The 12658-nt window shown below is 39.2% G+C and carries 14 protein-coding genes; 2 read left to right on the plus strand and 12 right to left on the minus strand.

Annotated elements, in window-relative coordinates:
* Window positions 1-206 precede the first annotated feature (206 nt).
* Window positions 207-842, plus strand: coding sequence for a DUF998 domain-containing protein (locus KQI58_RS06790; protein ID WP_216407645.1), 636 nt, complete (start codon window positions 207-209; stop codon window positions 840-842).
* A 68-nt stretch (window positions 843-910) separates the two neighbouring features.
* Here the strand turns inward: KQI58_RS06790 and KQI58_RS06795 are convergent, their stop codons facing one another.
* From KQI58_RS06795 to KQI58_RS06830, 8 genes are all read right to left on the minus strand, one after another.
* On the minus strand, window positions 911-1675 hold the full coding sequence (locus KQI58_RS06795; RefSeq protein WP_216407647.1) for an acyl-CoA dehydratase activase: 765 nt from the start codon (window positions 1673-1675) through the stop codon (window positions 911-913).
* Window positions 1663-2841 (minus strand): double-cubane-cluster-containing anaerobic reductase, encoded by a 1179-nt coding sequence (locus tag KQI58_RS06800; RefSeq protein WP_216407649.1) that lies wholly within the window; start codon window positions 2839-2841, stop codon window positions 1663-1665. Before KQI58_RS06800 ends, KQI58_RS06795 begins: the two co-directional genes overlap by 13 nt.
* A gap of 585 nt (window positions 2842-3426) precedes the next feature.
* Entirely contained in the window at window positions 3427-3924 is a 498-nt protein-coding gene (locus KQI58_RS06805) for a GyrI-like domain-containing protein (RefSeq protein ID WP_216407652.1), read from the minus strand.
* Between the two features lie 111 nt (window positions 3925-4035).
* Window positions 4036-5331 carry a sensor histidine kinase gene (locus KQI58_RS06810; protein ID WP_216407654.1) on the minus strand — a complete coding sequence of 432 codons (1296 nt, stop codon included), beginning with the start codon at window positions 5329-5331 and terminating at the stop codon, window positions 4036-4038.
* Window positions 5332-5390: 59 nt separating this feature from the next.
* Window positions 5391-6104: a LytR/AlgR family response regulator transcription factor gene (locus KQI58_RS06815; protein ID WP_216407656.1), complete on the minus strand. Its 714-nt coding sequence runs from the start codon at window positions 6102-6104 to the stop codon at window positions 5391-5393.
* 172 nt (window positions 6105-6276) lie between these two features.
* A complete protein-coding gene (locus KQI58_RS06820) occupies window positions 6277-6930 on the minus strand; it encodes a TerC family protein (RefSeq protein WP_216407658.1) in 654 nt (217 codons plus the stop codon).
* Between the two features lie 102 nt (window positions 6931-7032).
* Window positions 7033-7455: a DUF2000 domain-containing protein gene (locus KQI58_RS06825; protein WP_216407659.1), complete on the minus strand. Its 423-nt coding sequence runs from the start codon at window positions 7453-7455 to the stop codon at window positions 7033-7035.
* Window positions 7442-8260: a helix-turn-helix domain-containing protein gene (locus tag KQI58_RS06830; protein ID WP_216407662.1), complete on the minus strand. Its 819-nt coding sequence runs from the start codon at window positions 8258-8260 to the stop codon at window positions 7442-7444. The genes KQI58_RS06825 and KQI58_RS06830 overlap by 14 nt, the downstream gene beginning before the upstream one ends.
* Window positions 8261-8369: 109 nt before the next feature.
* Between KQI58_RS06830 and KQI58_RS06835 the strand changes: the two genes are divergently transcribed.
* A complete protein-coding gene (locus KQI58_RS06835) occupies window positions 8370-9098 on the plus strand; it encodes a DNA alkylation repair protein (protein WP_216407664.1) in 729 nt (242 codons plus the stop codon).
* Between the two features lie 51 nt (window positions 9099-9149).
* On the opposite strand, the gene KQI58_RS06840 is transcribed toward KQI58_RS06835, so the two are convergent.
* The 4 genes from KQI58_RS06840 to KQI58_RS06855 all read right to left on the minus strand — a co-directional run bounded on the left by KQI58_RS06840 (window position 9150) and on the right by KQI58_RS06855 (window position 12657).
* Complete coding sequence (locus tag KQI58_RS06840; protein ID WP_216407666.1) at window positions 9150-10811, minus strand: LPXTG cell wall anchor domain-containing protein; 1662 nt, start codon at window positions 10809-10811, stop codon at window positions 9150-9152.
* A 436-nt stretch (window positions 10812-11247) separates the two neighbouring features.
* A complete protein-coding gene (locus tag KQI58_RS23125) occupies window positions 11248-11463 on the minus strand; it encodes an LPXTG cell wall anchor domain-containing protein (RefSeq protein WP_216407669.1) in 216 nt (71 codons plus the stop codon).
* Between the two features lie 17 nt (window positions 11464-11480).
* Window positions 11481-12104 (minus strand): hypothetical protein, encoded by a 624-nt coding sequence (locus tag KQI58_RS06850; protein WP_216407670.1) that lies wholly within the window; start codon window positions 12102-12104, stop codon window positions 11481-11483.
* A 28-nt stretch (window positions 12105-12132) separates the two neighbouring features.
* Window positions 12133-12657: a hypothetical protein gene (locus KQI58_RS06855; protein WP_216407672.1), complete on the minus strand. Its 525-nt coding sequence runs from the start codon at window positions 12655-12657 to the stop codon at window positions 12133-12135.
* Window position 12658: the final 1 nt, after the last annotated feature.

Consider the following 12658-nt stretch of genomic DNA (forward strand, 5'->3'; position numbering starts at 1 on the left):
CTACACTCAAATTGATTTCTTCTTACTATAGCTCTATATCGAGAGAATACTCCTTTTTGACTAACGAGTCAATGACTGGTCAGTCAATTTGAAATCATTTTTTTACAATTACGAAAAGAAAGTGAAAAAAGTCTGTATTTCTCTTATTTCTCGAATTTTCGCCAAAAGTAAAGTATTATAAAGAAAACTTTTCATGGGAGCAACTGATGACTATTTTGAAAAAACTTTCACCACTATTTCTGATTTGTGCAGTTATTGGTGACTTTTCATTACCTTACTACTTGGGACGCTTTTATTCTGATTTTAATCAAATGACGATGATCATTAGTCAACTAGGCGAACCGACTAGTCCTGTACAAAACTATTTTAATAATGGTTCAGTTGTTACAGGTACATTGTTTGTCTTAGCGAGTTTCGGTATTTATGATTTCTTTCGGTCAGAATCAAAACGCTTCGCACAAATTCTAGCAGGAGCGATTGCTCTCTATGGCTTTGGCGATTGTATACTAACAGGTTTGGTTCATATCAGCGAATCCGCAAGTTTCTTTAGTCCTGCTTATTTTCTACATGCGGCATTTTCCGGAATCTCGATGGTGGCAATGATGTTTGTTCCGCTAGTGTTAGCTTATCAGGCAGCGCTGAATCGGCAAAAAGTTCGTTCACTTTTTTATTCTGTTTGTCTAATCGTTTCGATTTTAGCCTTACTATTGTTCGCTGCTTATTATCTGCCAGTAATTGGACGATGGCTTTCTTCTACTCGCGGATTTTGGCAGCGATTATCTCTGTTCTTTCTTTATCTGCCGGCACTCAGTATTGCATTTAGACAGCTCGCTAAAAAATAACTCCATTTCGTACAGAATAATAAGCAAAAAGGATACCGCCTCAGCCGTATCCTTTTTGCTTATTTTGCTTATCTTAATTTCTTTAGTCCGATCTGTGCTGCCCCAATAGCCCCAGCATATTGCGACAGATTGTCTCGTTTGACTGGTGCTGATACGTATTGTTCCAAGACTTTTCCAAAGGTCACACTTTTGGATAATCCGCCTGTGAAAAGAACTTCTTCCCCTCGTACGGGTCTTAGTTTTGAATATTGACTGCTGATTCGTTGAGCAATAGAATGCAAAACACCTAATGCAATATCTTCCCGTGCCTCACCTTTAGAAATCAGACTAATGACTTCCGACTCTGCGAAAACCGTACACATACTGTTGATAGTAACTGGCTTCGCATCTTTAACAAACTGGTCCAAATCAGAAATATCTTCGCCTAATGTTCGCATCATCACTTCAACAAAGCGTCCGGTTCCCGCAGCACAGCGATCGTTCATACTGAATTCGATGACATTGCCTTTACCATTTAGCTGAATGGTCTTGCAGTCCTGTCCGCCAATATCAATAACTTGCTTAACTCCTGGAGACAAATAGTCTGCTCCTTTTCCGTGACAAGTAATTTCCGTAACTACTAGATCCGCAGGCAGCAGCTTACGACCATAACCGGTTGTCACGAGTTTCAGATCATTTAAAACATAGCTTCGTTTGAAGTAATCAACAACATCCGTCATTGCTCCTTTAGGATTTCCAGCGGTGGGAATCAAAAATTTATCGATTAATTCCTCGTTGGAAAAAAGTACGCCTTTTGTTGTGGTGGAGCCTGAATCTAATCCTATTGTGTACATACAGCCTCTTCCTCTAACATTTCGATAAACGCGGTGACGCGGGTGTTGATCTGTTCGATATCTGAAGTCGAATAATCCGTCTCTAAATACATGTAAGGAATATTCTTCTCTTCATTTAGGAATCGTTTGATTTTTAATGATTCCACTGAAAACGGAATACAGTTTTGCAAGACCATATCGATTACACCATCGACTTGATAGTCATCGATCATTTGGCTCAATAATTCTTTCCGCGGCTGGTTATTCGACATGCAGGCACAGCCGATATTGATATATTTATCCGTTAAAGCCTGGTACACATCAGATTCATTCTCATCAACTAAACGTTCTACGGCTTTTGCCACGGTACAGTTTTCGTAAGCAACGACCAAACCACCGTTTTCTTCAATCGCGCGAATCACTTTTTCAGTCACTCCGCCCATCGGAGACCCTGTTACCAAAATTCTTGGCTTCGCATCTAAACGTTTGCCCGTTTCGTATTCTTCTTTGACTTTTGCTGTCGTTTCCTCCAGCATTTGAATAACTTCTTCTTTGTCAAATTTATATTGTGAACCATACATCACTTTGAAAATCTCTTGACCTGTGATTGCGGGCGGATTCAGTTGACCTAAACGATAGAAGTTTTGTTTTGCCTGACGTTCGCGGTTCTTCAGCACAATCGCCTCACGAATTTTTTCGTCAGTGATCTCAACGCCTAAGAAATCCTCTAGCTTCTCCTTGAAACGAACGAGCTCGCTATACCACAATTTTTTACTTTCTTCGGTATCGCGCATATGGGGCAATTGCATCAAATAGGTATCCTTGAATTCTTCCATATATTCATACATTTTCTTCTTGCCGTCACAAGTAGTTTCGCCAACCACTAAATCAGAAAAATAGAAATAGGGACATTTATCTGTTTTACCAAAGCCATAACTCGATTTAATTAGCGGGCAAAGATTTCGCGGCAAATCTTCTTCTGCATCAGGAATCGTTTCATCTGACGTTGAACACAAACTAATCTGAATCGCCCCGCCGGCTAAGACTAATTCCTCTGGCATAAAGGTACAATACACACCCACAACGGGTTTGCCCTGTTCTTTGATTTCCTTAACCGCTAAAAAGCCCTGTCTTCTCGCTTCGCCAAAATCATCAAAAATCTCTGGTAAACTTGTTTTTAATTCCATTTTATCCGTTCCTTTCTTATTTGGAGGTCATTCGTTTAATTTTCGAGTCACACACTCTTTCTGCTAGTCACATGAAATACGCGAAGCAGGACGGGCATCCTTCCCATTTTTTATTTTTGCCTATGTTTGATATCACAAACACCGTAAAGTACGCAGTTGTACTCGCAATTTTCCCCCAACAGAAAAGAGCACACCAAAAAAAGGCCTGCTCCTGGATAGTTTTTTATTTCACTTGATCCGAGGAGGAAAAATATTCAGTTAACGCGCTTAGAACCTCTAAGTTTTGTGTTACTCAAAGTCATCGCCTAACCATTTTTCCCACCTCCAGATGTGTATCTTCAAATTTTTGATGGATGTCTATCTAGCAACATCCCTAAAGTTTGTGTAAACATTTACAATCACTCCCCTAGTATAACGAAGGAAATTTTTACTCGCAATACTTCCAAAAGAGAATCGTTCTCATTCCTACTCAGATATTCATAGAGAAAGAAGAAACACTTGAACGTAGAGTTTCCCTATTTTGAAATAGTCCTTTAGAATTCACAAAAAAATCCAACATCACCGAGATGCTGGACTCAATTTATACTATTTTCTTTTCACTGGTACCCATATCTCCATGTCTTCACCTTGAGTATAGACTTCCAAGTCTGGTCCACCAGAAGTCATTTCTCCAGTCATATATCCGCTGTTTAACAACTCATACTCTTCCGATTCAGGGCCCCATTTCGTCACGATTTCGATCTGAGTTGTCCCGGCTGTTTTTCCCGTGCATGGGAAAACGGCCCACGTATTTGCCGGAACTTCTACTTCCTCCATGCCGTCAGCAGTCGCAGCTGTGGTTGCCGCGGCAATATAGTAATCAAATTTTTTACTATCCTCTGGATCAACATTATAAAAACTTGCTCCGATCACACCAAATGGTTCACGATTAATTAAAGGTGCTACCGTTTCTTGCTTATTACCAGAAATAAACTGATTCCAGAAAGCCTCACAATCTTTCATCCCCTGCTGATTTTCATTTGTTGAACTCATTTTCACGCCTACTAATTTGAAGCCTTCTAATTCTACGATTCTGTAATCCATTTTTCATTCCTCCATTTATGTGTGTTGGTTGTGTTTCTCTTTGCTACACTCATAATTTATCATCTCAGGAGGTGATTCTTAGCAGTGTGTCATGTTTGCTAGGGTTTCTCGTCATGTTTGCTCAAATAAGTTAAAGGTTAGCTTGAAGGAATAGTCGTCGATTGCATAATTAAGCTTACCATGATACTTTTCAACGATTTGGCGGATTGATTTCAGTCCAAATCCATGGCTGCTCTTGTCTTTTTTGCGAGTTGCAAGCGAAGTGATTTTTCCATCAGTGCTATTCTCGCAGGAGCCAACTAACGAATGATTAAAATAAACAAGTTTTAGCTGTACATATTTTCGCGTACTACTATGCTCACACGCTTCTCGAGCATTGTCCAAAATATTTCCAATTAATGATGAGAGATCAGAGTCGGAAAACTTCATCGTTTCTGGACACTTGATCTCAAACTCACAAGTAATTCCCGCCTCCTTCATTGTTTGGAAATGCAAACGCAACAGAGCATTCAATCCAGTATGTTGGGTAAACGAAGGCAGCTCATTTGAATCTAGCTGGTTGATCAACTGAGTAATCTGCTGATTGGCATCTTTCTCTTTATTAGCGTCTAGATAGCCAACAATCGAATACAGTTGATTCTTCAAATCGTGTTTGATTTTTCGAACTTCCTGTTGATGCTTTTCTACCTGCTGATAGTAGTCCTCCAGCAGTTCATGGCGCTGTTTTTGTAGTTGAAATTCCTGATTTTTCTTTGACATGTTATCCGACATTTCAAAGCTCAAATAGAATAGGATCAATAATAAAACGAAGCTGACTATTAAAATAAGATCTCTCGTGACGAACTGATTGGTTCCCGTCACACTAATGATCAGTATCCCGATCGAAAGACTGCATATGGATGCGATCAATAATTGCAAAATTGAAAAATTTCGTTGGATCGAAATGTCACGTTTCTTTCTAGCTGACCAGAAAGAAAAGACCATTAGAAAATTAATCAGCATAGCTATGCGATTTCCTATTCCACCAGAGCTTACGAAATCTAGTAAATTATCAACTGGTAAAATCAGTCGAGCCAGAATCAGCAGAATTCCCTCACTGATAATCGAAAAAACAATAAATAAGACAGCAACCAATCCTCTTTGATAGGCTTTTCCACTAAAGAAAAATTGAACACATAGCAGTAAAAGGACGGTGCTTAAGGTGGTTAAAACAGGACGGAAACTTCCTGTGCCAGACTCATTTGCTAGATTATTAATGAAATAGTATGGAACGCAGGTCAAGTAAATCACAAGAAAAATACTTTTTTTCGGAATTCGCGGTTTTGTTGAAAAAAAGCTGGAAAACAACAAACTTAAGCTCAAGGATGTTAAAATTGTGACCGGAATAAAATTTTCTAAAAAGGCCATCCGCATTCCTCCTTATTTTCTCTGAAAGTTTTTCCTTTTGATAGGTTGGATCGCATCCTTTAACGCGATAAAACAAATTGCTGAAATTGCTCATGAAAGGAAGTGTGAAATTTTTTACTGATTGGTAATTTTTCGCCTTCTTTTAAATAGACAAAATTACTCTCCACTGTACTCAAGCTCTCCAAGTTGATAATGATCGAATTGTGGATCTGAGCAAAAAGAATTCCCTTTACTTGTTCCCGCGCATCCTTCAAGGTTCCATAGTATTCATAGGTCTGTCCATCAGTTGTATGCAGAAAAATTTTTCGTCCGGAGCTTTCAACGTAACGAATTTGATTCAAGAAGAACGTATAGATTTTCTTTTGCGACACGAATTGAAAAACGCCCTTACGTTTTTGCAAATAGCGAACCGCTGAGGATAAAATGCTTAAGGCCTTTTCAGGATCAAAGGGCTTAATGATAAATTGAAAAGCCAAGACTTCAAAAGCCTCTGACATCAATTCCGCGTGACTGGTCATAAAGATAATCACCGCATCAGAATCCACTTCTCGAATTCTCGCAGCTGTTTTTAAGCCATCAGTCCCCTCCATTTCGATATCCAATAAATACATATGGAAATAATTAGGAGACTGCGCCAAAAAATCCAATAAACGATCCCCCGAAAAAAAGACTTCCGTGCTGTATTTATTGGTTTCGCCATGGAAGACTTGTTCAACTAATTTTTCAATTTGACCGCTCATCAAGCGATCATCATCACAGATTGCAATATTCATACCCATCTCCTTTTTGATAACGTTTCCTCTAGTATACCTGAGAATTCTAGCCAGTTGTTTTTCAAATTGGAACTATTGCAATCAAATCTCTGATTTTTTTCTTAAAAATTGGTTTAATCGTCAACTCATAAGAAAAAGCTGCCGCATTTTTGCGACAGCCTCATGAACACTCTTATGATTTTTTCCGATTAAATAGGAAATACATTCCCGCCAACAACACACATGAAGCTAGCGATACAATATGTCCGTTGCTTAGCCCTCGCAATAAGTGATGAATGAAATGATCCTCCACCAGCATAGTACCTGCCGTGTACGCGATCAATAAAGCACCCACCCAGATTAACCAAGGGAATCGATCCATCAATTTCAAAATAACTTGACTACCGAAAATAACAATCGGAATACTGATAATCAAACCTAAGACAGCTAACATAAAGTGCCCGTCAGCGACACCAGCGATCGCCAAAACATTATCCAGACTCATCACCAGATCCGCAATGATGATCGTTCGAATCGCTGATAAAAGTGTCGTTTCGCTTTTGACTTCAGCCTCTTCCCCATTTGATTTCAGCAAATCATAGGCAATATAAAACAACAAGATAGCTCCAATGATCTTCACATAAGGCACCGTCAATAGCTCAACTGCGATCAGCATCAACAAAATTCGCAAAATGACAGCACCAGCAGTCCCAATCACGATCGCCTTATTTTGTGATGAAGCTGGCAGTTTTCGGGTTGCAAGAGCAATCACCACCGCATTATCACCACTTAATACTAAATTCAATACAATGATCGAAAGAATCTTCGATAGAATTGCAATACTCATTTACTTGTCTCCTCAGTTTTAAACATTTATCTTGTCTAAAATATCACTTTTTACTGAAAAAAACATGAAAATGCACGAATTATTTGGTTTGAGAATTTCTTTTTAACGTAACAAAGGCAAGCTCCCCGTCAGCTTATTAACCTGCTTCTTACTTCCAAAAAGCGTTAACCCAAAATAATCGATTGCAGCTTCAGGAACCTGGGTCATTTTCTCGATGTACTCACCGTAAGTTTTGCAGCCTTGGGCCACATCAAAAAAATCAACGACTGTTAGTTGTTCGAAATTCGGTTCATACAAACGCTCTCGCATATCTCGTAAAAAATCGCGATTGCCTTTTAAGATCGGGATTGGAAATTCGATGATTCCTTGATGACGATAACCGGTCTGGTCGATGACATCCTGACCAACAACTTCAGGAAATAATTTCCCAATCGTCACACCCATAACGGCCGTACTGTTCGCAATAATCCCCTGAGGCATTGTTTCATCTACAACCATGACACATTTTAACTCATTTGCTGGCATCTTCTTCCTCATTTCCTTTCGCAAAAATACTGCGATATTGATTAGGGGTCAAGCCGATGAAGCGACTGAAATAATTGGTAAAGTGGCTCTGATCATAAAAACCGGTCCGATCCGCAGTTTCGATTAAGCTGCAGCCTTGCTCCAACATTTCCTTGGCTTTCACGATCCGATAAGTCTCAAGATAACGATAGGGTGTAATGCCCTTTTCTCGTGTAAACTGCCGAACCAATGAATGCTTATTGAGATGAACCAATTTACAAAGCTGATCCAACGTGATCTTCTGGTCGTAATGAGCTTCTAGATACTCACAGATGACAGCAATTGGTTCTGGTGCCGGCAGCATTTGATCCTGCGCTTCCTGTGCGTAGTTCTGCAAAAGTTCCTCAATCAATAAAATGAACAGCGTTTCTTTCTCAGACTTATCGCCTTCATTCATGAGTAGCTGATGCAATCGACTAAAATCCTCAGCCAACACTGTTTGACTCTGCATCGGTTCAAGAAATTTTGGCAGCTCCGTTCCTGTAAAGGGCTGAAAAATTTCCTTTTTAAGATTGATACAATGATAAGTAAGTCGACTACCATCGATTCCTTCGCAGCTGTGATTGTCATAGGGATTAAAGGTCAGCAAATCACCCGGTTCAAGTGCATAAGGCTGATTATTTACAACCATCGTTCGGCGACCTTCTTCAATCAGTCCGACTACATAGTAATCGTGGAAATGATTGGGAAAATTTTGCGTTACACCAGTAAAGGAATAGGCTTCAATCCCGAGATCCTCGTCATAACAAATAATTTTCTGATTCAACGTCTCGCCCCCTTTCTTTTCCTATTGTAACAAGTTGGCTGATGCAGTGCTTGGAAGATATTGACTTTATGGTATGATCGAATCAAAGATAAAATGGAGGCGAATACATTTGAAGCATAAAGACCATTACGACGATCAATATATTTTAGAGCTATCAGAAAAATTGACACGAGTCATGCCTGATTTTGATAAGGAAGCTTTTTCTAGTTCTCTGATCGGCAAACTGGAGGATAAGGAATTGTTTGCCCGCTTTGATTTTATTGTTGATGCGCTAGAAACAAATCTTGGATCAGACTATCGAGAAAATCTCCAAGCCTTCTACCAGATTCTCGGACCGGAGTTAGAACAATCAACCGGAATGTTCAGCTTTGGCTGGTGGCTATGGCCGATCGGTCGTTATGTGGAACGACATGGAAATAAAGATTGGAAAGCTTCTTTGGCTTTTTTGAAAGAATTGACCAAACGTTTTACTGGTGAATACGCGATCCGGCCTTTATTAAAAGAACATCCGCAAGAAGTGATGGATGAATTGATCGACTGGAGTAACGATCCGAATGTTCACGTGCGTCGACTAGCCTGTGAAGGAGTGCGAACTCGTCTGCCGTGGTCTGAAAAACTCTATATCGCTTTGGAGGAATTTGATCGTTATGCTGCAATTCTTACAAATTTGAAGGACGATCCTGAAAAATTTGTACAAAAAAGTGTCGGAAATAATCTCAATGATCTCTATAAAGATGCTCCGGAAAAAGCTGACTTTCTTATTAGCGAATGGCAAAAAACACCTACTACAAAAGCACAGGAATGGATCATCAAGCACGGACGCAGAAATCAAAAATAACGATAGACACAAAAAGCTTCCTTCAAAAATATTGAAGGAAGCTTTCTCATATTAATTTACTTTTTTTGCTCGTTTCATTACGAAGGCTAAAAGTACCATAATCCCACCGATCATAGTAACCAATAAACTACTTGATTCTTCACCGGTTTTCGGTAGCTGCTTGCTGCTTTGAGTGCGTGTAGGAACAGTCTTAGTACTTGTCACATTATTTCCTGTACCTGCTACATTTTTGGTTTCATCGTTTGTTTTAGTTGGCTCTTCTGTCGAGCGATTTTTTACAGTCAAAGTGATTGTCTTAGTACTCGTTTCACCTTCTGGTGTAGAAGCGTAAAACTCAATAGTGTGCTCGCCAGCTTCAACTAGCGTATTGTCCGCAACTTTTACTTTGATCTCGCCATTCGTTACTTTGAAACCGTCGATCGTATCCGCTGAATTTTCTGTTTTGGCCCAGGCCATGATCATTTCTTCATCTAATTTATCGCCGACATACATCACTTTGTTTTCAACTAAAATGTTTGGTGTACGTTTCTCAGCTTTTTCTTTTACTGTAACATCCATTGTTTTCGTAGTCGTCGCATCTGATGCTGCTAATGCTGTATAGGTCACTTTATAGTTACCGGCTTTCGTTGCATCGACAGTTGATTCCGCCCATACACCGACACCGCCTGCTGCGCTTGCTTTGGTAAGTGCATCTTCCTTGCCCGACGCATTCAACACATGTGCTTGTGCAAAGCTGTAAGGATCAAACGCTTGACCGACCTCAAGGCTTAATGAGGCTTGCACATCTAATCGAATCGTATCATTCGTATCAAGTATGGTAATGTTCACGACTTTTTTAGTCACCGTATTGTATTCAGAAACTACCGAAATCTCAACTGCAAGCTTTCCAGGCTTATCCGTCGAATGATGTCCAGCTACTACAATATTAGCTGTGGCAGTAGGTACGATACTTCCGTCAGGTTTTCTAACCACGACATGTTCACGAATCGCTTGGATGTAGTCACTGCCTTTTGGTAAATTAAAATCTGCAATCTCAAGCTCGTACATACCGATATCATCTTCAATCACTCGGATAATAACACTCTGAGTAGCTGTATTTCCTTGCGAATTCGTCACGGAATATGTCAAAAGATATTCACCAACGGTATTAATGTCCACTGTTCCAGTGACTGTAATCTTCGAGGTTAAATCTCCGTCGGTCTTATCGCTAGCACTAACACCTTGCTTAGGATCAAAGCTGCTGCCCTTACGAATACTTTGGGTCGGCAGAATATTGATCGCAGGGTGTGTGTCTGTCGGGTTATTTGGTGGAAATGGATTTACATCTAACGGCTTCACTTCTTTTTTCTCTGTCTCCACTGTTGATGTGATTGTTTCTTTTCCTGCGTCAGCTGCTGTAGCTGTCTCTGTTTTTGGCTTTTCAACTGGGTTCACAGTACTGTTTTCAGTGGCTGGCTTCGTTGCCGTATTTCCAGTGTTTTGGCTACTCTCAGTTGTTGTGTTGGGTACTTCAGCTTTTTGGCTTGAACCTGTGGGATTTTCTTTCACAGGTGCAGCAATACTTGGCTGAGTTTTAGCTGCTTCCTCTACAGTTTTCCCCATTTCGCTAGTTGCTGTTTGAGGCTCTTCTGTCGCAAGTGCCGTTGGTGCAGCAAGTAAGGCAGGTACTAACAATCCCGCAAGTGCTGCACATGTTAATTGTTTTCTTTTCATTTTTTCTCCCTTTCTCTCTTCTACAAGAGACTTATTTCAACTTAAACCCTTTTTTAAAGCTACTCTCAAATCACATTTAATAAAATCGTTATTTTATATTCCTTCGAACCTGTTAAAAGCACTTATAAAATAACCGTAATAAAAAAATGATAGTAACTTCTTACAAACGATACCATACAAAAACCATTGAATCAACAACGTTTCCAATATTAAATAATCAGCATCATTTTTATTTTATATCATTTTAAAAAACAATAAATAAAGATCCCCTTATTAAAAACAACGTTACTTTTTCTAGTAGAATAAATTTACGCAAGAAACAAATTTAATAATTAAACTCCTTTATTCAACCTTTAATTTCAAAACAAGCTTTTTGTCTTAAAAATTTTTGTCATCGTTTTCGAGATCAGAGCAAACAAAAAAGCGGAAAACAGCTCTAAATAGCCGTCTTCCGCTTTTTCAAAATCAGTAACAATAATAGTATACAAATCCCTGAGAAAAATAAGTAAGGATTAAATTGTTCTCCTGTTTTAGGATAATTGGTGGATACTTGAACATTGACAATTTTTGTATCTGGTTTTTCTTGAGAAGAGAAGATTGTCTGCTCCTTTGCTGTTCCTAATAGTCCAGTGACTTGAATCTCACTTTCCACATAAATGCCTCCTTAGTTTAAGGCGTTACAATAGGATTTCCATTCTTATCTAAAGCTTCAAATGCTAAAGTCAACGTATGAGCTGTCTTTTCAGCGTTCTCTTTGTAATACTCATCTTTAGTAGTTCCAGAATATTGGTATAATGTGTCATTCGTATAGCCACCATAAGGATCTGTCTCTACATTCAATTTCCCTTGATTATTTGCCAAGGTTAAAAATGCTCTGCTTCCTGAACCTTTCAAGTCAACCTCCTGATCAGCAGCTGTGTAATCTTTTCCGCTGATTTTTAATTCGTCAACGTTGTTTAAATTTCCAGAAGTGACAGTAAAATCAGCAACAGAAATCTTCACCCCGCGACCTGAATTATTCTTAATCGAATAATAAGGTGATTCGATGGTTTTATGCGCTGTTTCTTTTGTTGTATAAAAAATATTGGCCGTATCTAGCGTAACGTTAATCCAATCGTCAGAATTCTCATCAATATTTGGTGCGTTTTCATCCTCGTTGTCTTGCCCTAATGAGCCGTTGACGGTAATTGATGCAGAACTTTTCCCATTCACCTCATCCTCTGCCGCATAAATACTTGCTGCCCCGCCAAATAAAATACTACCTAGTAATAGTCCACTCATAATTTTTTTCATTTCCCATTTCTCCATTCATTTTTTAAATTTATTTTTTGATGTGAATCATAATTTTAGCTGCTACCTCTCCTTTCTTTTCTTTGGTTTTATCATCATATAAAGAGAATTTTGCGGTTGCCGGATACTCTCCTTTTGATAATCTCTTTTCTAATTTGGCTTCCTTGACCTCGTATCCTGGTTGGATAGCGCCTGATGTATAGATCAATTCCCCATTGTCGTTACGAGTAATTTCTACGTTAACTGGATAAGCATTATGTGCTGGGTTCTGGATAATCAATTCACCAGCTTGATCGCTGCTTTCAAAAGTCGCTTCTGGCGCAATCACCATATTGAATTTACTTCGGTCAACTTTTTCCTGGGCCATTTTCTTTAATTGTGCACTGCTGATTTTAGAAGCATCCTTGTCATCCGGTAAAAATTCACCACTTATAATTGACACAGGCTTCGCTTCTTCTTTAGTAAAAAAATAGATGCCTACTCCAGCCAAAGCTAATAATAATAGGAGTAAGACTACGAGCCTTTTTTTCTTATCTTTTTGTTTTTCCTGTTCCACT

This window comes from Enterococcus raffinosus (assembly GCF_018917525.1).
In the GTDB taxonomy this organism is placed as follows: domain Bacteria; phylum Bacillota; class Bacilli; order Lactobacillales; family Enterococcaceae; genus Enterococcus_A; species Enterococcus_A raffinosus_A.